At 33.0% G+C, this 21,489-nt stretch carries 12 protein-coding genes; 9 read left to right on the top strand and 3 right to left on the bottom strand.

The features are described from left to right. Window positions 1-73: 73 nt before the first annotated feature. The 6 genes from gcvH to V6246_RS11765 all read left to right on the top strand — a co-directional run bounded on the left by gcvH (window position 74) and on the right by V6246_RS11765 (window position 7,743). Complete coding sequence (gcvH, locus tag V6246_RS11740; RefSeq protein WP_341560682.1) at window positions 74-454, top strand: glycine cleavage system protein GcvH; 381 nt, start codon at window positions 74-76, stop codon at window positions 452-454. Beyond that, window positions 447-824 (top strand): VanZ family protein, encoded by a 378-nt coding sequence (locus V6246_RS11745; protein ID WP_341560683.1) that lies wholly within the window; start codon window positions 447-449, stop codon window positions 822-824. The genes gcvH and V6246_RS11745 overlap by 8 nt, the downstream gene beginning before the upstream one ends. Before the next feature lie 61 nt (window positions 825-885). Next, the gene (locus V6246_RS11750; RefSeq protein WP_341560684.1) at window positions 886-1,605 is read left to right on the top strand and encodes an energy transducer TonB; all 720 of its coding nucleotides are present in this window, start codon (window positions 886-888) and stop codon (window positions 1,603-1,605) included. 128 nt (window positions 1,606-1,733) lie between these two features. Next, complete coding sequence (locus V6246_RS11755) at window positions 1,734-2,525, top strand: energy transducer TonB (RefSeq protein WP_341560685.1); 792 nt, start codon at window positions 1,734-1,736, stop codon at window positions 2,523-2,525. Window positions 2,526-2,685: 160 nt separating this feature from the next. Continuing rightward, entirely contained in the window at window positions 2,686-4,785 is a 2,100-nt protein-coding gene (locus tag V6246_RS11760; protein ID WP_341560686.1) for a gliding motility protein RemB, read from the top strand. Between the two features lie 642 nt (window positions 4,786-5,427). Then, window positions 5,428-7,743: a chondroitinase-B domain-containing protein gene (locus V6246_RS11765; protein WP_341560687.1), complete on the top strand. Its 2,316-nt coding sequence runs from the start codon at window positions 5,428-5,430 to the stop codon at window positions 7,741-7,743. A 327-nt stretch (window positions 7,744-8,070) separates the two neighbouring features. Here the strand turns inward: V6246_RS11765 and V6246_RS11770 are convergent, their stop codons facing one another. The 3 genes from V6246_RS11770 to V6246_RS11780 all read right to left on the bottom strand — a co-directional run bounded on the left by V6246_RS11770 (window position 8,071) and on the right by V6246_RS11780 (window position 14,048). Then, window positions 8,071-9,273 carry a glycoside hydrolase family 88 protein gene (locus V6246_RS11770; protein ID WP_341560688.1) on the bottom strand — a complete coding sequence of 401 codons (1,203 nt, stop codon included), beginning with the start codon at window positions 9,271-9,273 and terminating at the stop codon, window positions 8,071-8,073. A 138-nt stretch (window positions 9,274-9,411) separates the two neighbouring features. After that, window positions 9,412-11,007 (bottom strand): RagB/SusD family nutrient uptake outer membrane protein, encoded by a 1,596-nt coding sequence (locus V6246_RS11775; protein WP_341560689.1) that lies wholly within the window; start codon window positions 11,005-11,007, stop codon window positions 9,412-9,414. Between the two features lie 23 nt (window positions 11,008-11,030). Continuing rightward, a complete protein-coding gene (locus V6246_RS11780; RefSeq protein WP_341560690.1) occupies window positions 11,031-14,048 on the bottom strand; it encodes a SusC/RagA family TonB-linked outer membrane protein in 3,018 nt (1,005 codons plus the stop codon). Between the two features lie 961 nt (window positions 14,049-15,009). Between V6246_RS11780 and V6246_RS11785 the strand changes: the two genes are divergently transcribed. From V6246_RS11785 to V6246_RS11795, 3 genes are all read left to right on the top strand, one after another. Further along, window positions 15,010-17,295, top strand: coding sequence for an alginate lyase family protein (locus tag V6246_RS11785; protein ID WP_341560691.1), 2,286 nt, complete (start codon window positions 15,010-15,012; stop codon window positions 17,293-17,295). Window positions 17,296-17,377: 82 nt separating this feature from the next. Beyond that, window positions 17,378-17,752: a cupin domain-containing protein gene (locus V6246_RS11790; RefSeq protein ID WP_341560692.1), complete on the top strand. Its 375-nt coding sequence runs from the start codon at window positions 17,378-17,380 to the stop codon at window positions 17,750-17,752. Between the two features lie 500 nt (window positions 17,753-18,252). Beyond that, entirely contained in the window at window positions 18,253-21,483 is a 3,231-nt protein-coding gene (locus V6246_RS11795; protein WP_341560693.1) for a SusC/RagA family TonB-linked outer membrane protein, read from the top strand. Window positions 21,484-21,489: the final 6 nt, after the last annotated feature.

Here is a 21,489-nt window from a genome sequence, read left to right on the forward strand (position 1 = left end):
TGAATAAATACATTTGTGAAAACTTATAAAAATTAGTTTTACATATTAAACGTATTTAATAAATAAAAATAAAATGAATATTCCATCAGAATTAAAGTACACAAAAGACCACGAGTGGATAAAGGTTGACGGCGATGTTGTAACAATTGGTATTACCGATTTTGCACAAAGTGAGCTAGGCGATATTGTTTATGTTGAAGTAGAAACTCTTGACGAAACTTTAGAAGCTGAAGAAGTTTTTGGAACGGTAGAAGCTGTAAAAACAGTTTCAGATTTATTTTTACCAGTTTCAGGTGAAATTATAGAGTTTAATGAAGCTTTAGAAGATGAGCCAGAAAAGGTAAATACAGATCCTTACGGAGATGGATGGATGATTAAAGTAAAATGTTCTGATGTTTCTCAAATCGAAGGGTTAATGTCTGCAGACGATTATAAAGCATTAATTGGTGCTTAAAAAGTCGGCAATAGTCTTAGCTGTATTATATACTGTTGCTTTGGCGGCAGCTTGTTTAATGTCTCTTAAAGATATGCCAAAAGTAAATGTTTCTAATGGAGATAAAATTTTCCATTTTGGAGCCTATGTAGTTTTTACTATTTTGTGGTATGCTGCTTTTATTTTCAACTTTAAGTTGGAAAAAATGAAAGCTTTATTATTTGCAACTGTATTTGCTGTGGTTTTTGGTATAGTTATTGAGGTGTTACAAGATACTATGACGGACTATCGCGCCATGGATATCTATGATGTAGTAGCAAACTCCTTGGGAGCATTACTCACAGCTTTGATATTGTGGCGAATAAACAAATTACAAGTTAAAAAGCAATAAAGACTTGTTTTTTTGACAAATAAATAGTTATTTTAGCAATCTTGATAAACTAATTAAATTTATGGAACCTAAAAAAAATCCTAAAGCAAATGTTGGACGTAACAGTTCACTGTACTTTGCAATCGGCTTAGCGTTAATGTTATTCTTAACGAACTATGCTATTAATTTCAAAACTTATGATGACGTAATTACCGATATAGGAGTGGTAAGTATGGACGAAATAGAAGAGGAAGAAATTCCAATTACTAATCTAATGCAAACGCCACCACCTCCACCACCGCCACCAGCAGCTCCAGATGTTATTGAGATTGTTGAAGATGAAGTGGAAATCGAAGAAACTATTATAGAATCTACTGAGGTTGATCAAGAAACAGAAATTGTTGAGGTTGAAGAAATAGAAGTTGTAGAGGTTGATGAAGATATTGAAGTACCTTTTGCTGTTATTGAAAACGTGCCTGTTTTTCCAGGTTGCGAAAAAGGTAACAACGCAGCTAAGAAGGCTTGTATGTCTGAAAAAATTCAAAAATTCGTTACTAAAAAGTTCAATACTGAATTAGCTAGTGAATTAGGTTTATCAGGAAGACAACGTATCAACGTAATCTTCAAAATCGACAAAACAGGAAATGTTGTTGGAGTTCGCTCAAGAGCACCACACCCAGGTTTAGAAAAAGAAGCAGCACGTGTTATCAATATGTTGCCTAAAATGAAACCAGGTATGCAACGTGGAAAAGCAGTAACAGTACCTTACTCTTTACCTATTGTATTCCAAGTTCAAGATTAAATTTCTTTATAGCTGTTAAACAACAGCACAATAAATATAAAATCCCGTTACATTTCTGTAGCGGGATTTCTTTTTTGGTATGCTTATTGCAACTTTATCATAATATTAACATTTAAATTTTAATAATTATGAGTAATCCAAAGAAAACTCACGAACTCATTCGGCAAAATGAGCAAATCGTGAAAAAATCGCAAAAGCATGATGCAAATTTACAAAAAAACTCTACGCTTTACTTTCAAGTGGGCTTAATCATCTGTTTATTTATGGTGTATGGTCTTTTTGAAATGAAGTTTGAGTCGGAAATTCCCAAAGAAAGTAGTTTTAATTTTGATCCCGAACCTGAGGAGATTCGAATTGAAAACTTCAAAATTTATGTCGAACCGGTAAAAGAGGTTCAACCAGAACCTAAAAAATCGACTAAATTAATTGATAAGGTAGAAGAAATTGATAATGATGCGCCGCTTGAAGAAGCTATGAATATTAAAACGGCCGATCAGAACACAACGTCTAAGCCTATTGCTATTGGTGATATTGTTGTTGAAGGCCCTCCAGCCGATGAGCCTCCAGTAGATTTTGTTAGCGTTGAAGAAGTGCCTGTTTATCCGGGATGCGAAAACCAAAAAACAAACTTAGATAAACGTAAATGTATGTCTGAGAAAATAACAAAGTTGGTTCAGAGAAAATTTGATACTAATCTAGGTAGCGAGCTTGGTTTATCTGGAAAACAAGTGATTAGAACTCAGTTTAAAATTGATAAAACAGGCCGTGTTACCGATATTAAAACTCGAGGAACACATCCTGATTTAGAGAAAGAAGCGGAACGTGTTATTAATAACATTCCAGAAATGACACCGGGAAAGCAACGTGACAAAAATGTAGGTGTTATTTATACCTTACCAATAGTGTTTAGTGTGCAGTAATAAAATACTCAATAAAATGATCTAAAAGCCGTTAACCTATATAGGTTAACGGCTTTGTAGTTTAAAAGGAACTCTTTGAGTTGACGTGAAGAGTATAAAAAATATAGTATCTTTCGAGCTTAAATATATTTTATACTATTTATCAATCCCCAATTAAGTGATGAAGCAATTTCTTTTCCTAGTTTTCATTTTGGCCCAATGTTTTAGCTATGCTCAAGGCAATTCCTATTCGGAAAAGCCTCCTGTGTTTCCAGCTTGTGATAGTATTTCATTCAGTAAACAACAAAAATGTTTCGATAATCAAGTTCATGCACACATCTATAATAGTTTTAAGGTGCCTTTAAGGGTTGAAAACGAAAAATATAAAGGAGAAGTTGTGGTTCTTTTTGAAGTGGATACAGCAGGTCAGTTTCAGGTGATGTATGTTGATGCTGTCTATAATGAATTGAAGGAAGAGGCTAAGCGTGTGTTTTTAAGTCTTCCAAAAATTAAACCAGCCACTTATAATGGTCGTGCTACGTTTAAGCAATATTCACTTCAAATTAAAATTCCTTTAGTTGATGCTAGTTTTGAGAGCGTAGAAGATGAAACTGTTAATCCAATTTCTAAGTTAGAGCAACAAGCTAAGCAAGAATTTGATAAGGTTAATAAAGATTTAAAGGATTTTGAAAATAAAGCTTATAACAGTCAATTAAATATTCAGTTTACCCATAGCGATTATGCTAAGTTTGATAGACAAATGAATGCTGTAGGTACCAATAGCCACACGGCATCAAAACCTTTTGTTTATGATGATGTGGCAAGTTATTACGATTTTGAAGCAGAAAAAGAAGCTCTACAACGTGAAACTGCAACTTGGGCCGGACAAAAACTTTGGAACGAGCATTTGGTGCAATTGCAAAGTGACGATTATTGGTTTACAATAGATCCTATTTTCGATTTAGAAGTTGGTAAAGATACCGATGCCGAGTTTAGTTCTACATATAATAATACCCGAGGATTTTTGGTTCAAGGTGGTTTGGGAGAAAAGTTTAATTTCTATGCGGCAGTTTTTGAAAGTCAAGGGCGTTTTGCAGATTATGTTAATAGATATGCTGAAAGTTTAAAAGCCTTCGGACCCGATCCAGCTATTATTCCTGGGCGTGGTATTGCTAAAAGATTTAAAACCGATTCTTACGATTATCCTGTTGCGGAGGCATACATGTCTTATGCGCCTGCAAAATTTGTAAATATTCAATTTGGGCATGGTAAAAATTTTATAGGTGATGGTTATCGTTCGTTATTATTGAGTGATGTTGCTAGTCCGCACCCATTCCTTAAATTAAACACTAAGTTTTGGAAAATAAAATATACTAACACCTGGATGTGGTTAAAAGATGTACGCCCAGAAGTTACTGAAGATGGAGCGTTTCTAACGAAATATATGGCTAATCATTATTTAAGCTGGAATGTTTCGAAGCGATTTAACTTAGGTTTATTTGAATCGGTAATTTGGAGTAACACTAATAATCGCGGCTTTGATGTTAATTATTTAAACCCTATTATTTTTTATAGAGCTATAGAGTTTGAAACGGGTCAAGATGCGGGAAATGCTGTTATAGGTGCTACCGCAAAATATAAGTGGAATGATAATGTTAATTTATATAGCCAATTTGTATTAGATGAATTTTCTTTAGCTGATGTAAAAGCCGGAGAGAGAAGCTGGAAAAACAAGTTTGGGTATCAATTAGGTGTTAAGTATTTTAATGCTTTTAAGGTTGAAAATTTATTGCTTCAATTTGAATATAATCGCATTCGTCCTTACACATATTCGCATAACACGATAGCCACAAATTACGGGCATAATAATCAGTCTATGGCGCATTTATGGGGAGCTAATTTTAGTGAAGCTATATTTATAGGGCGTTATCATTATAAACGCTGGTTTGCCGATGCTAAGTTAATTTTTGGTGTTCGTGGTTTAGATTTTAATGATGATACAGATGGGTTTAGTTATGGCTCTGATATCTATAAAAACTACAACGATCGTCCATTCGATTCTGGAGTAGAAGTAGGGCAGGGAATTAAAACCAACGTTTTTAACGGGAACTTACAAGCTGGTTATGTTATTAATCCGGCATCGAACATGAAGGTGTTTACGGATATTACAGTTAGAAATTTTAATCCAGAGGCAACTACAGCCACCACGTTTAAAAATAGTACAGTTTGGTTTAACTTCGGAATTAGAACAGATTTGTTTAATTGGTATTTCGATTATTAATCTTCTTCAGAAATAAGTAGTATTCTTTTCTTTTTATCGATAATCTAAATTTTCGATGTCTTTTCTTGCAGTTTATTTTATCGCGAGGCTCTTTGTTAGGTATTGAATTTTGGTATTTTTGATAGTTAAATCGCACTGCATGAGTACTTTGTTTTTCTATGAGTGATTGTTTTTTATGTAAATGAAATCTGGTTTTCGGACTTGTATGTGTGGGATTTTAACCATAAAAGATGTTTAATTATCAAACTTTCTGTTAAAATAATTTGCTCACCTCGAAATAATGCATATATTTGGAAAACCAATCTGGTTAACCAATTTGGTTTTCCAAGATGTTATTCACTAAGATTAAGTATGAAAATAAAGCGATTTTTCATTTTATCTTTTAAGTTCTTGGCATTTATACGTGCAGTTGTAGAAATGTATAACATAGTTAATGGAAAATTAATTTTAAAGAAGAATTTAGTAAAAAATAGATTAGATATTTCAAGTTTAGATAATGATGTTTATCTCTTAAGAATAAATGTATTTGAAGAAAACTTGATTAAAAGTAATTATAGTTGAGTAGTTAGTTGTTTTAAAAAGAAGGTCTTTGTTGTAATTGGCCTTCTTTTTTGTTATTTTAAATTTATCAAAACCCTTTTTATGAATAAGTTGTTTAGCCTTTTATTGGTTGTTGTTTTATGTTTTTCTTGTAATGGAAAAGTTGAAGACTCAGGTGCTTTAGTGAGCACAAATAAGGAATTGTATGAGGCTATTAAAAATGCCAAAGCAGGAGATAATATTGTTTTAGCAAACGGTATTTGGGAAAATGTAGAGATAAAATTTATAGGTGAAGGAACAGAGAATGCTCCAATTACATTAAAAGCAGAAACGTCTGGCCAAGTATTTATTGAAGGTGTTTCTAATTTAGAAATTGCTGGAAATTACTTAATTGTTGAAGGCTTATTTTTTAGAAACGGGTATACACCAACAAGCAATGTTATTGCGTTTAGAACTAGTGAAGAAGAAGTTGCTAACTATTCTAGAGTTACCAACTGTGTGATTCTAGATTACAACCAAAAACAACGTGATAAAGATGACCTTTGGATTCAACTTTTCGGAAAACATAATAAAGTAGATCATTGTTATATTGCAGGTAAAACTAATGGTGGCCCAACACTTAGAGTCGATTTAAAAGGAAACCAAAGTATTAGAAATTATCATCAAATTGTAAATAATCATTTTGGTCCAAGACCGAGAAAAGGTGGTGCTCGAGGAGAATCTATTCAATTAGGTAGTAGTTTTACGTCTATGTCTCCGAGTAATACAACTATTGCAAATAATTTATTTGAAGAATGTAATGGAGAGGTTGAAGTTATTTCGAGTAAAACAAATTTCAACGAAATTAGAAATAATGTGTTCTATAAAAGTGAAGGTTCTGTAGTAACACGCCATGGTAACTATGCTGTTATTGATGGTAATTATTTTATTGGAGATGGTGTTAATAAAAACTACGGAGGCATTAGACTTGTAAACACTGGGCATTGGGTTATTAATAATTATTTCTATAATATTATTGGTGAAAACTTCAGAAGCCCATTGGCTGTTATGAATGGTATACCAAAATCACCATTAAATAGATACAATCAAGTTACAGATGTTGTGGTTGCATATAATACTTATGTAAATTGTAAATCACCTTGGCAGTTTGGAGTTGGTACAAATATCGCTCAATCTGATGTGTTGCCAAAGTCGGAAATTCGTTCTGCACGACCTATTAGAACTGTTGTTGCCAACAATGTTATTTATAACACAGAAGGAGATTTATTACCGGTTGTTGAACATGATAAAGCAGATGGTGTTCTTTTTAAAAGCAACGTTATTAATAATAACGATGTAAAATTTAAGGATTACAACGGGGGTTTACAAAATGCTAAGTTAGAGTTGAAAAAAGTTTCTGAAAACATATCAATTCCGGTAGGTGTACCAGGTGAAGTAACACCTTATATAGGTTTTGAGTTTAATACAATAACGACAGATTTAGCAGGAAATTCAAGAGCGGATCAAAATAAAATTGGTGCTTTTGTTAATGCTGATATGCCAGATCCTAATATTTTAGATAAATCTAAATATGGAGCAAGTTGGTATTCTAACGAGGTAGAAGCAAAGGAAGCTAATACTTTTGCGGTTGCTAATGTAGAGGAGCTTCAGTCTAAAATTAATGAAGCTCAAAATGGTGATGTTATAGCGTTAAATCCTGGGGTTTATCAAATTTCAAAATCAATAGAAATCAATAAAAGCATTACCATACAGTCTCAAGAAAAAGCGAAAGCACAAATTGTTTTTTCTGGAGAAGGTAATTCATCTCTATTTTCGTTAAACCCTAAAGGCATATTAACGCTTAAAGATGTCAGTTTAAAAGGAAATAACTCAAATTATGCTTTTGCTAGTTTAAAAGAGAATATGTCTAATCATTTTGGATTAACGGTTTTGGGTTGCGATATCAGTGATTTCAATTATGTTTTAAAGGTCTACAAAGAATCTTTTTCAGAAAAAATCACTTTTGAAAATACTTCTATTTTAAACTGTGAAAATGGTTTAGAGTTATCTGAAGAAATAAACGATAAAGGCGATTATAATACAGAATACTTAACCATAAACAACTGTACATTCGATAATGTAAAACAAAACGTTGTGGATTATTACCGTGGTGGTTATGATGAGTCTACTATTGGTGGAAATTTAAATATAACAAACAGTACTTTTACTAATTGTGGTGCCAATGAGCCTAATAAAATGTTGCTAAACCATAGAGGTATTGTTTATGTGAATATTACAAAAAACACTTTTAAAAACAATAGAGTTGATTATGTTGCTATTTTATGGGGGGCTAAAGAAAACTACGCTTCTGATAACGATATTAGTAATTCTGGAGAAATTAAAACCGAAGAAAATTTAAAAATGAAGTTGATGTATTAGTTGTTGATTTTATAACCGAAATAATAAAAAAGGCATTGAAAATTAATTTTCAATGCCTTTTTTATTGAGTCAATTTTTGTGGTTGATGATTAAAATTTACCGATGGATATTGTCCGCTTTATTAAAATAGACAGAGATTTATTTGTAGAATAATGAGCTTAACAGAAAGAAATAAACATCGGGTAAAGTATGAGTTTTTAATGGTGCCCTTGAATAATGTTTCTTTCAGCGTAGTAGCTCAGGTATTATTTGAAACTTAATCTATTATAATTTATTTTGTTCTATAAATCGCTTGTGTTTTGTTTACTAATAGTTAAAGTTTTAATATCATAACGATTTAAGTCTAATTAATGTTTCTAAAAAATAATAATCTCCATAGACAATAGGTTCGTCTATTTCGTCTTTTTTAGGCCAATTACCTGTGCTGTGATTTAAAATAAAAGGTGCTGCAATATTTTCATCTAAAAGATAGTCTTTTGATTGCAGGTTGCGTATTACTTTTTTACTGTAGTTTAAGTATGTTTCATTTTTTGTAAAACTAAATAATTCTACTAATGCAGAAGCAACAACTGTTCCTGCCGAAACATCTCTAGGTGCATTGGGAATAGCAGGATCGTTAAAATCCCAATAAGGAATACCGTCTTCAGGTAGGTTTTTATGATTTAAAAAGAAATTAGCTGTAGCTTCTGCTCTATCTAGATAGCGTTTATCTTTAGTATATCGATAAGCCATAGTGTAGCCGTAAATCGCCCAGCCTTGACCCCGAGCCCAAGAAGACCCATCATTAAAACCTTGATGAGTGACCTTCATTCTTGGTTGGTTAGAAGTAGTATCGTAGTCTACCACATGATAGCAGCTGTTGTTTGGTCTAAAGTGATTTTTAAGCGTGGTATTAGCGTGTTTAACGGCTAATTTATAATAAGAGCTGTCTGTAGAGATTTTAGTCGCTTCAAAGAGCAGTTCTAGGTTCATCATGTTATCTATAATTACAGGGAATTGCCATTCATCTGCATTAAAATCCCATGAGCGAATACTGCCTATGTTTTCATTAAAACGCGTGCTAAGGGTTTTTGCGCTCTCAATAATTATTTGTTTATAGTCTTCATTGTCTTCATTGTCTTCATTGTCTTCATTGTCTTCATGTTTTAATCCGTTGCCAAAGCTGCAAAATATTTTAAAGCCCATATCATGTGTGCGATTGTTGTGTTTTTCTTTTTCAACAAAATCAGTCCAAGATTCTGCTTTATGCATATAAGCTTCGTTACCAGTTAAGGCATAGATTTGCCATAAGTTTCCAGGAAAAAAACCACTACACCAATCTTTAGATTTTACTTTTTTTATGGTGTTAGTTTTAAAGTTTATACTTCTAGGGAATGCCATGGAGTCTGCTGGGTATGCTAGTAGTTTTTCATAGCGAGCGTTTAGTTGCTCTGTAGGGGTTTTGGTTATTTTAGTTATGTTTTTTTCTTTGTTTTTACAGCTTAGAATTGTTGCTATTATTGCTATAAATAGAATTTGTTTTTTCATCATAATTAAAATTTAACCTATATTTTATTAAAAAAAAACTGAATATAATAAAAAAACCTCAGACCATTTTTTGGTCTGAGGTTTTAAGTTGTGTCAATCTTGTTTTATTTATATCAAGATTAGTAAACTATAGATTATTAATTAGTACCCAGGGTTTTGAGTTAAATTAGGGTTTCTACCTATTTCATCGATTGGAATAGGAAATAAGTAATCACGACTTGCATCGAAAGATTTCGGCCCTGGTCCAACTCCAGATTCTGTAGATACTTCCGATTCTAATCCGTCAGCACCAAATGCTGTAGCACCTAGTTTTCTTCTAGCAATATCGTACCATCTTTTCATCTCATAAGCGAATTCCATTCTGCGCTCTTCTAGTATACGAGTTCTAAAGTCATCTTGTGATAATCCTGAAAAATCAGCAGGAACAGTACTAGGAGCTATTAAAGCTTCAGCGCCATTGGCCCATGATATTCCACCTGCTCTAGCTCTAGCCATAACTCTATTTACCCATGCTTCCGCATCACTAGTTTGTCCTATTTCATTAGCTGCTTCTGCTCCAATCATTAAAACTTCCGCGTAACGCATCATCATATAATTAGAATGTGAAGATCTACCATTACCATCTTGTTGAGGCAGTTTGCTAGCCATACGTGTATATTTGGCAACGTGTGGACGATTTACTGCTCTACCATCAGCATCAGTAAAATTTGTATAAGGAACAACTATACCACCTTGAACAGCCGTTGCATCAAAAGTAACTGCTCTTCTATAATCAGCAGCATCCCAAGATGTAAAAACTTTAAGCGCAGGTACTTCTACAGACCATCCGCCTCCCATGTCATATTGGTCATCAGATCTAATACCTGTAAATGCAACTTGATAATCTCGACCTTGATCTCCATCAGAAGTACCAGTAAAATCGAGTACAAATAATGGTTCTAATGAATTATCAATTTTTGCAGCGTCATATAAATCTTGAAAATTTGCTTCTAAAGCTAAATTATAAGTTCCTTCATTATTGATTACTTCTTTAGCTGCATCGTATGATTTTTGCCACTCTTCCAAAGTTAAATATACTAAGGCTAAATATGCGCTTGCTGCTGCTTTAGCAGGCATCGCTCTTGAGCTTTGAGTGTTTGGTAAATTAGCTTGTGCATATTCAAAGTCTGCAATAATATTTGTGTACACTTCCGCTGCTGGAGTTCTTGGTGCAACTACTGCGTCAGACAACAATGTTGTATCATCTAAATAAGGAATATCTCCAAACTGTCTTACTAAGTGAAAATAAGCAAATGCTCTTGCAAAACGAGCTCTAGCAATTACTTCGTTTTTTACAGCTTCATCATCAACAGTAATTAAATCTCCTGCTTTAATAGCATCATTAGCGGCACGAATAATTTGATAAACTTTAGGCCAGTAAACGTTAGAACCACCTGAGATTAATCCATTATCTGCAGAAACAGTAAAGTTATCATGATCAATTCTTTCTTGTGCACCTGTTCTACCTATTGCCATCATGTCGCTACGAAACATTAATGCTTGAGTCATTTCTCTTGACATGAAGTTTCTGTGAACCATGTGGCCATAAGAACCTGCAACGAACCCCTCAACTTGTTCTAGACTTAAATTACTGAAGTAACTATCTGGGCTTAATTCGGTAATTGGGTTTTCTTCTAAGTCTGAACATCCCATTATTGATAAGCCTACCAACAGGAATAAATATTTATATGTTTTCATATTTTTTTATTTGTATTATATGATTAAAATTTTAAATTAAGACTGAAATTAACAGACCTAAGTGTTGGGTAGTTTCCAAAGTCATGACCTTGAACAACATTAGCAGAACCGCTATCTCCACCACCATTACCAAAATAACTTACTTCAGGATCTAAACCAGAGTAGTTCGTAATAGTAAATAAGTTTTGAGCACTAACTGTAAATCTTAATTTGTCAATACCTAATTTTTCAGTTACATCCGTAGGGAAGCTATAGCCTAAAGCTATATTTTTTAATCTAATATAACTACCATCTTCTACAAACCTTGAAGAAATTTCTCTATCTCTAATTTTATTAGAAGGTATGTTTGAGTCTGTGTTTGTTGGCGTCCAAGCATTAAAAACATTTGATACAGAATTTGAATCTCCGTTATATAATTGAACATTGGTAAGGTTTAAAACTTCACCACCTTGAGAACCTTGGAAAAATATATTTAAGTCCAAGTTTTTGAAAGAAAAGTTGTTTGTAAGCCCCCAAGTAAAATCTGGATTAGGATCACCTATTATCTTTTGGTCGTTCGAGTCGATAGCACCATCATTGTTTACATCTAAAAACAAAGGATCTCCAGCTTCATTAAAACCTCCTTTAAGAGCTGTTCCTGCAGGTAAATCTCCACCTTGGTAAACGCCTTGGTAATCATGACCCCAAAAAAGGCCAATTGCTTCTCCTTCTCTTAATATGTAAGTGTCTTTTCCTGAAAAATAACCAGGAGCTGCACTATCAATAATATCGGCACCATTAATTAACTTAACAACTTCGTTTTTATTAGTAGATATATTGAAATCCGTAGTCCAGCTAAAGTTATCATTTGTAATGTTTCTAGTATTTACAGAAAACTCAAAACCTTTGTTGTTGATTTCTCCAATATTTTGGAAAACAGTAAGATTAGTAGCTCCACTATATAAAGGAGTTGTAGTCGCTTCTAGTAAAAGATCTTTGGTATCGATATTATAATAATCTAATGAAAGTGAGATTTTATTGTTTAATAACCCTAAATCTAAACCTATGTTTGTTTGATAAGAAGATTCCCATTTTAAATCTGGGTTAGCTTCTTGCGCTACCGAAACAGATGGATCTGTCTCTATTGCAGTTGCAGGTGTTACACTTAATTCTGCTAACGATTGGTAAGCAGAAATTGCTTGGTTACCAGTTACACCATAACTTGCTCTTAATTTTAAATTAGATATAGTTTCACTATCTTTTAAGAAATCCTCATTAGATATTTTCCATCCAATAGCTCCTGAAGGGAATATGGCATATTTTTCATTTTCAGCAAAGTTAGATGCTCCATCACGTCTTACTGTAGCTGTTAAAAGATATTTATCATCATAATCATAATTTAATCTTCCGAATTGAGATTGGATTTCTGATTCCGAGATAGATGATGTAACTCTTCTTGTTTGAACTTGGCCAGCTGCTAAGTTGTAAAAAGAAAAGTCATCAGATAAAAGTTCTTGAGTAAGTGCTCCAAATCTAACTGTATTTGTTTTTTGGTAAGAATAACCTGCTAATAAAGTTAAACTTCCTTTACCTATTTCTTCTTTGTAAGTTAAGTAGTTTTCACTTAAAAGGTTAGTCCTTCTTCTATTGTTTAAGCTCGCATACCCTGTTGAAAGTTGGAATGTTTGTGGCTTAAAAGCTCCTACAGTTTCGTTAATTGTACTAAAACCAAATGTAGTTTTAAAAGCAAGGTTTTCTAAGATATCATAGTTCGCATATAAATTTGTTCTATAATTATCTGTTTTAGTTTCGTTTACTAATTCATTAGCAACGGCCCAAGGGTTTTCAACACCATCACCTACAGAGTTTTGGGTGAAATTACCTTCGTCGTCATATATACCTCTGTCTGGAGTAAATCTAAATGCTAATGATATAACATCATCACCACCACCATTTGCAGTTGCACCTGTAGATTGTGTAAGAACACCGTTCTTAGTACCTCTACTACCAAAAAGGTTCATACCTAATTTTAATTTATCAGTAACTTGAGCATCTACATTAGATAAGAATGTAAGTTTTTCAAAATCAGAGTTTACAATAATTCCATCTTGATTAAAATAGTTTGCAGAAGCATAAAAGTTTATGTTATCTGATCCTCCAGAGAAAGAAAATTGGTGATTAGCAGTATTACCTGTTGTGTAAATTTCATCTTGCCAATCGGTATCTTCAGATCCTTGTACGTAAGCAGGATTTATAATTTGTTGGTATCTTGCAAATTCGCTAGCGTTTAATAAATCTAACCTGTTAGCGGTAGTTTGAACAGAGTAGTTCGAATTAATTTCTATAGATAATTTACCACTTCTACCTTTTTTAGTTGTTACTAATACAACACCTCCAGAACCTCTAGAACCATAAATAGCTGTTGCAGAAGCATCTTTTAAAACTTCCATAGATTGAATATCACTTGGTTGTGGCATTGAAGCACCAACAAAACCATCTACAACAATTAGCGGCCCACTACTAGCGCCGATAGAAGTATTACCCCTTACTTTTATGTTTATTGGAGCTCCTGGCTCACCACCATTGTTAGATTGAACCACTACACCGGCAGCACGACCTTGTAAAGCTTGGGTTGCATCTAAAACAGGGAAAGCATTTAACTCTTCCGATTTTACAGAAGATACAGCTCCTGTGATATCACTCTTTTTACGAGCACCATATCCAACAACAACTACTTCATCTAGGGCTGCTAGATCTTCTGCTAAAGCAACGTTTACTTTAGTATTGTTTCCAACTTTTATTTCTTTAGTTGCAAACCCAACATAACTAAAAGATAATACAGCCTGACTATCACTTACATTAATGGTGTAGTTACCATCAAAATCGGTTGAGGCTCCTGTACTAGTTCCTTTAACAAGTACGTTAACACCTGGTAGAGGCGTATTGTCTGTTTCCGAGGTTACTGTACCTGTTATTGTTTTTTGTTGAGCGTTTACTGTAAATGCAAAACAAAAGGCTAATAGTAAAAGGTAGACCTTTTTAAATCGTTTGTGTTTTTTCATTAGTTTAATAAATTAGATTAGTTTGGAATAATTTTCAAGATATCGACTGTTTCTAGTGGTGATTCAGGCTGTATCTTAGATTGCTTTTTCGTTTTCTTGTTTTTGTTTTCTTTTTTAGTTTTTCATTTTTGTCTTTCGTAGGTTTTTAGTATTAGTTTGAATTTTTTTTTGGTCAAAAAAACCTGAGTTTAAAACTGCCAAACCACTTTGGTTTACCACTTTGGTTTACCAAATATAGTTAAATATTTCTTAAAAACAAGAGTGGTTAGTTTTGTTTTAGAGGGCTAATGTTACGAAATTGTTAAGAAAGCTAGGTTACTCGTGGGATTTGACGGTTTTGTGTACATGATAAATTATGTGTTAATTTTTTATGAAATTGAAATAATTAACATGTGTTTTTTGGTTTTTTGATTAAATCAAAGGCTTTGCGGTTCTTGTGTTTTGTTTCTTTAATTTGTTTGTTCTTGGCTTTGGTTAATGTCTTTTTTGATAGTTGTTGCTTTTTAATAAAACGTTAGGTGCTACGTTTTAGATAGGTCTTGAGTCTAGATGATTAGTAGTTCTCTGAAATTTTTGTGATTACTGAAAACTCATTTCAACTAAAGTAAGAAAATATTTATAAAACGCGATCATAACGTAAGGGTTTTTATATAAATATAGTCTTCATGTTTTAAAAGTTTGATGTTATGGTTTTGTTTTCTAAAATAAATATTAGGTATCCGCTCTTAATTTTGACTGGTTATGGTGCGTTTTTGTTGCTGTAATAAATGTTTGAAACTATTGATTTTTTTAATATAACTTATTGTATATTAGTTTGGTGTGTATATTCTTTTTTAGGTAAATGGGTTTTTTAAGATTGTTGAAATCTAGAATTTATACAGCATTCTTTTGTGCAAGTAATAATTATACTTATATTTGGTAAACCAATTTGGTAAACCAATTAAACTTTTTTCGAAAAAATATGAAAAATCTAGGAGTCAATTTACTCAGTATCATGCTTGTTTTAATGTTAGTTTTTTCTTGTAAAGAGCAAGTCGCGAATACCAGTGAAGAAGTCGCTACTACTGAAGCGGAAAGTGGACACCCAAGTTTGGTTTTAACCAAAAAAGGAGTAAAAGATATTCGTGCAAATTTAGGTAATATCCCGATTTTTGATAAGAGTTTGGCTGAAACGAAAGCTGAGGTCGACGCCGAAATTGAGATTGGAATCCTAGTTCCGGTTCCCAAAGATTTTTCTGGAGGATATACGCACCAACGACACAAGCAGAACTTCTATATGATGCAAAAGGCAGGGGTTTTGTATCAAATTTTAGATAATGAAAAATATGCTACGTACGTAAAAGATATGTTAATGGCTTATGCTAAGCTTTATCCAACACTGCCTGTGCATCCACAAACTCGATCTTATGCAAGAGGGAAGTTGTTTTGGCAATGCTTAAACGATGCTAACTGGTTAGTCTATTCAGCGCAAGCTTATGATTGTGTTTACGATTGGTTGAGCCAAGAAGATCGTAATGTTTTAGAAAATGATTTATTTATTCCTTTTGCGAAATTTATTTCGGAAGGAAATCCACAGTTTTTTAATCGTGTGCACAACCATAGTACTTGGGGAAATGTAGCTGTTGGTATGATAGCTTTAGCTATGGATAATGATGCTTTACTAGAAGATGCTTTAAATGGTTTGAAAACTGACAATTTAAAAGTTGGAATGAAAGATAATGATGGCGGATTTATAAAAGTAGAAGGACAGAAATTAGGGTTTTACGGTAATTTAGATGAACCATTTTCACCAGATGGATATTATACCGAAGGACCATACTACCAACGTTATGCTATGTATCCTTTTTTAATATTTGCTGAAGCGCTTCAGAATGTAAAACCTGAACTAAATATTTTTGAATATAAAGATGATGTGCTCGTTAAAGCAGTCGATGCGCTTATAAATTTGAGTGATGCTGATGGCGATTTTTTCCCATTAAATGATGGGCAAAAAGGAATGAGTTATTATACGAGTGCTGTGGTAACTGCTGTAGATATCGCTTATCATTTTGGAGGTAAAAATCCAGAATTGTTAAGTATTGCAGAAAAGCAGGATCGTGTTGTTTTAGATGATACAGGTTTAAGTATTGCTCTAGGTATTAAGGAAGGTTTAGGTAAACCTTTTGATAAAAAATCTATTGAACTAAGTGATGGGCAAAACGGAGATGAGGGTGCTGTTGGTATTTTAAGAAGCGAAGATTTAGAACTTGTTTTTAAATATGCAGCACAAGGGTTAAGTCATGGGCATTACGATAAATTATCATACTCGCTATATGAAGATGGTGATGAGGTACTTCAGGATTATGGTTTAGCACGTTATGTAAATATTGAGCAAAAAGGTGGCGGAAACTACTTAAAAGAAAACAAAACATGGGCTAAGCAATCTATAGCGCATAATACGTTGGTCCAGAATGAAACGTCTCATTTTATGGGTAAATATGAAATTGGAAGTATACATCACTCAAATAAGTATGTGTTTGATGTTTCTAATAAAAACCTGCAAGTTGCAAGTGCTAAAGAAAGCAACGCATACCCTGGTACAGAAATGCAACGTACAGTGGTGTTTATAAATGATGAAAGTTATGCTAAGCCGTACCTTTTAGACTTCATGAAAGTAGTATCTAATACATCTAATAAATACGATTTTCCATTTTACTATTTGGGACAATTAATGCAAACCAATTTTGAATATAATAAGTTAAATACCCCAACGGTTTTTGGTAAGGATAACGGTTACCAACATTTGTACAAAGAGGCAGAAGGTGTTTCTGTTGGAGATAATGCTAAATTAACCTGGTTATCGAACGGTAAATTTTATTCTATAACATCTGCAACTGCTAAAGGTGATAAAATGATATTAGCAAAAATAGGTGCTAACGATCCAGATTATAATTTACGTAACGAACCTGCTTTTATTCTTCGTAAAACAAACACTAAAAATACTGTTTTTGCATCGGTTGTAGAATCTCATGGAACTTATACTGCTAGGTCTGAGTTTGCCGAAAATGCATATAGCCATGTAAAGCATGTTGAAGTTGTTTATGATGTTGCGGAATACACGGCTGTAAAAGTTGAAACAGATAATAATAAAACAAAGCTATTTGTAATCTCTAACTTGGATAATAAAGCAGGTTCGGAGCATAAAGTAACTATTGGAGGTGAAGTTGTTTCATGGACAGGAGCTTTTACTTTAAAGGAATTAAATTAATAAACCAGAATAAACAACAAGAATTATATTTTGATATGCTCTTGTTTTAGTACGATTAAATAAATTATAAAAACAAAAAAAAATGAATCGATTTAGTGAAAAGTACGTCATCACAAAAGACATGAAATGGGAAGAACTTGGTGGAGGAGTATCAAGAAAATTCTTAGGTTACGATAATCAAATCATGATGGTAAGAGTGAAATTCGAGAAAGGAGCATTAGGTTCTCCGCATCAACATTTTCATACGCAAGCTACTTTTTGTGCTTCGGGGAAATTTGAATTTGAAATTGATGGAGTAAAGCAAATTGTAGAAGCCGGAGATGGTGTATATATTGAGCCTAATTTATTGCATAGTGCCGTTTGTTTGGAAGCAGGTGAGCTAATTGATACGTTTAGCCCCGTAAGAGAAGATTTTTTAAGTGGTGGTGAAGTATCATATTTTGGAGATAAAGCATAATTAGATAATTTTTAGAACCATTCGGTAAGTTTAAAAGGCTATAAAATTTATGCTTTTTAAACTCGCTTCGAATGGTTTTACAGAAATGCTTCGATATAGTTTTAACATTTTTTTTAGTTAAAATATATCAAAAGGCTAGAATTAACAAAATTTTGTATATATTTGGTAAACCAATCTGGTCAACCAGATTTTATTATTAAAAACAAAAATTTAAAGTTCTATAGCTTTAAAGGAGATAATAAAAAAAAGGACGGGTGTGCGCCCATCCTTTTTTAATTGATTTACTTCTTTTAGGAGGGAAGTAAATTAAAACATGCCATTACAGTAATAAAAACATGTGTTCTACAAAATTACTAAGATTATAGTTAGTTCATATTGTTTTTTGGATTGCTTTAAGAGTTAAATATCTCTTAAAATAATCAAGTTTTTTGAACATTAAATGGTTCAATTAATTTTGGAGTAAAAATTCCAAACCAAATAAAAATTAAACTAAATTGATTATGAATTTAAAGTCTAAACTAATTTTAGTAGTGATGTTGGTATTCAATATTACTTTATTTGCGCAGGGCAGCATACAACTTAAAGGTGTTGTTGTTTCGGCGACAGATGGCATTCCTATTCCAGGGGTAAATGTTATCATTAAAAACTCATCAAAAGGGGCTTCTACCGATTTTGATGGTGCTTTCGAGATAAAAGTTGAAGAAGGTGATATTCTACAAATTTCTTATATAGGGTTTGTGTCTCAAACTATTATTATCGCAAACCAGAAAACTTTAAATATTTCACTTCAAGAAGACGTTGCTCAATTAAACGAAGTTGTTATTATTGGGTATGGAGATCAAAAACAAAAAACAATAACAAGTGCTTTATCAAAGGTTTCAGGAAAAGATCTTGAAAATGTTTCTGTTGCGCGTGTAGAAGATGCGCTTCAAGGTAAAGTAGCTGGTTTAAGAATTCAAGTTGCATCATCTGAAGCTGGTGGTGATCCTAAAATTACATTAAGAGGTCCAGGATCTATTACAGGTTCATCGGCACCTTTAATTGTTGTTGATGGTATTGTTTTAGGTACAGATGCTGATATTTTAAGTTCTATTGATAATAATGATATTGAATCAATAAGTGTTTTAAAAGATGCATCATCTGTTGCAATCTACGGTTCTCGTGGTGCAAATGGTGTGATTTTGGTAACGCTTAAAAAAGGTGTTGCAGGGAAAACAAAATTCTCTTATAACACGTTTATGGGGTATAAGTATGCTAATAAAAACGATAACTTTAACACAACAATTGCTGATGAAAGAGCAAGGTTAAATGGGTTACAGGGTGTTATTGATGGTATAGCTACAGATAGTCCGAACTATGATAGAATTCTAGGGGATTACAACACGGCTTATGCCGAACTTGAAGCCATGGATTTTATTGCTTCTCTTGGAGAAGGTGAAAAAAACTGGCAAGATGAAGTTTTTAATGGTGGTGTAATTACTAGTCACTCTTTAGCTGTAAGAGGTGGGACTGAATTAACGAGTTATACCGCATCTCTAGGTTATCTTGAAGATGAAGGAATTGCATTAACTGATAATTTCAAAAAATACAATGCAAGAATAAAGGTTGATAGTAAATCTAAAAATAAGAAAATTAGGTTTGGAGCTAACTTAAATGTTAACTACAACGATCAAAATAAATTACCAGCGCGTTTTACAGATCCATTAAGGCAAATGGGGCATGTGCCACTTTACTTAAATGAAGAGCATTTGAAGTATGTTACTAATTTTTCTACAGATGTAGGCACATCTACAGATGCAGGTAAACTATTTGAAAACCTTCAAGAAGGAAGTTATGGGTTTTCTAGAGCTTTTGATCATGTTTTTACACAAGACCCAAATAATCCTAGACAAATTCTTAGAGACCCTAATACAGGGCTACCAGTGGCTAGCGATTTAACTTCGGGTGGCTTAACTTTATCTACAACTAAAAACGTACATCCTTTAGTGCATTTCTTAGAGAGATCTAGAAAAAAGAGAAAATTAAGTTTAAATGCATCATCTTATATTGATTTTGAATTAGCTAAAGGTCTTAATTTTAGACAAACTGTTTCTGGTGTTTTTAGACATAATAAGTCTAATGAGGCCGATTATTTATACGGACAAGAAAATAGAGATCAAGAATCTTACCGTGCAGAAGGTAGAGACGAGTTAAATCAATTTGCTTTTGAGTCACTTCTTAAGTATAAAAAGAATTTTGGTAAACATAATTTAAATTCTATTCTTGGTTTTGAGTATACACAACGTGATTTCTTCGTACAAGAAACGGAAGCTGTTGGTTATACAAATGATTTCAATAATAATATAGCACTTGCGGATGGCGGTACTACTTATACAGATAATGGAACCGATAAGTTAGTATCTTATTTTGGTAGAATAGATTATAACTATAATGAAAAATACTTATTACAAGTATCAGCAAGGGGAGATGGTAGTACAAGGTTTGGTCCAAATACAAGATTTGGTTTCTTTCCAGCAGCTTCTGCAGGTTGGGTAATGTCAAAAGAAAATTTCTTATCATCTAGTGAGTTTGTAACATTTTTAAAGTTAAGAGCGAGTTACGGTGTTTCAGGTTCTAATGAAATTTCAAACAATATCTTTCAGTCGCTTTACAGATTTGAAGAGACTTTTGGTACTGTTGGTTACAACGGTCAAACAGGTGTTAAAGGCTTAACTTTAGCAAATCAAGATTTAGGATGGGAAAAATTAATAGAATTTAACCCTGGTATCGATATTACTTTTGGTAGAAGCCTATTAAATTTAACCTTAGATTACTATACAAGAACAAGTGAAGATTTAATTCTTTTTGCCCCAGTACCTAGTTCTTACGGTACAGATAATTGGTTACAGAATATAGGTGAAGTTAAAAATGAGGGTATTGAAATAGAATTGAATTCTAGACTTATTACTACTGAAGATTTTAGCTGGTCGGCATCTGGTCAATTTTCTTTAAACAGAAATACGGTTGAGAGCTTAGGTAAAAGTGATCAGATTATTTCTGAAATAGCACAAGATACTAGAGCAACGCAATTTATTGCTCGAGTAGGACAGCCAATAACTTCTTTTTACGGTTGGGTTTACGAAAAGGAAATCCCGTTAGAATGGGTAGATAATCCTTTCAATAGGTTCAATAATGATTTTGCTGATGTTTATGTTAAAGATTTAAACAATGATGGTATTATTGATGATGAAGATAGAACGGAACTAGGAAGCCCTTATCCTGATTTTACATGGGGATTCAATTCTGATTTCAGATATCAAGATTTCGATTTTTCTTTCCAATGGCAAGGATCTCACGGTGCGGAAGTAAGAGTTGCCGATTTAGATCAATTGTATTATGCTAGTGAGTCTGCAGTAAATGAGTTAGCTAGTTTTCCGGATAGAGATTTAACGGTACATAGAAGGTTTACAGATGATCATATTCAAGATGCATCTTTTGTAACTCTAAGAAATGTAACATTTGGTTATTCATTACCAGAATCATTTACATCAAAAAATAAGATTGATAGATTAAGGTTTTATATCACTGGTGAGAATTTATTATTCTTTACTGCTAAAGGGTATGAAGGATTTAATCCGGATGCTTCAGGTCAAACATCTGATAACGCAAATACGCCATTAACATCAGGTTACCAAAGAGGAGATGGTCCTTTAGTTAGAACAATTTCAGCAGGGGTTAACTTTCAATTTTAATTAGTT

The organism is Algibacter sp. TI.3.09 (assembly GCF_038154905.1).
Lineage (GTDB): Bacteria > Bacteroidota > Bacteroidia > Flavobacteriales > Flavobacteriaceae > Algibacter.

Excerpts from the sequence above, each read along its gene's own strand:
- V6246_RS11775 (WP_341560689.1), bottom strand. The coding sequence starts at position 11,007 with ATGAAAACATATAAATATTTATTCCTGTTGGTAGGCTTATCAATAATG.
- V6246_RS11790 (WP_341560692.1), top strand. The coding sequence starts at position 17,378 with ATGAATCGATTTAGTGAAAAGTACGTCATCACAAAAGACATGAAATGG.
- V6246_RS11750 (WP_341560684.1), top strand. The coding sequence starts at position 886 with ATGGAACCTAAAAAAAATCCTAAAGCAAATGTTGGACGTAACAGTTCA.
- V6246_RS11765 (WP_341560687.1), top strand. The coding sequence starts at position 5,428 with ATGAATAAGTTGTTTAGCCTTTTATTGGTTGTTGTTTTATGTTTTTCT.
- gcvH (WP_341560682.1), top strand. The coding sequence starts at position 74 with ATGAATATTCCATCAGAATTAAAGTACACAAAAGACCACGAGTGGATA.
- V6246_RS11755 (WP_341560685.1), top strand. The coding sequence starts at position 1,734 with ATGAGTAATCCAAAGAAAACTCACGAACTCATTCGGCAAAATGAGCAA.
- V6246_RS11785 (WP_341560691.1), top strand. The coding sequence starts at position 15,010 with ATGAAAAATCTAGGAGTCAATTTACTCAGTATCATGCTTGTTTTAATG.
- V6246_RS11780 (WP_341560690.1), bottom strand. The coding sequence starts at position 14,048 with ATGAAAAAACACAAACGATTTAAAAAGGTCTACCTTTTACTATTAGCC.
- V6246_RS11770 (WP_341560688.1), bottom strand. The coding sequence starts at position 9,273 with ATGATGAAAAAACAAATTCTATTTATAGCAATAATAGCAACAATTCTA.
- V6246_RS11760 (WP_341560686.1), top strand. The coding sequence starts at position 2,686 with ATGAAGCAATTTCTTTTCCTAGTTTTCATTTTGGCCCAATGTTTTAGC.
- V6246_RS11795 (WP_341560693.1), top strand. The coding sequence starts at position 18,253 with ATGAATTTAAAGTCTAAACTAATTTTAGTAGTGATGTTGGTATTCAAT.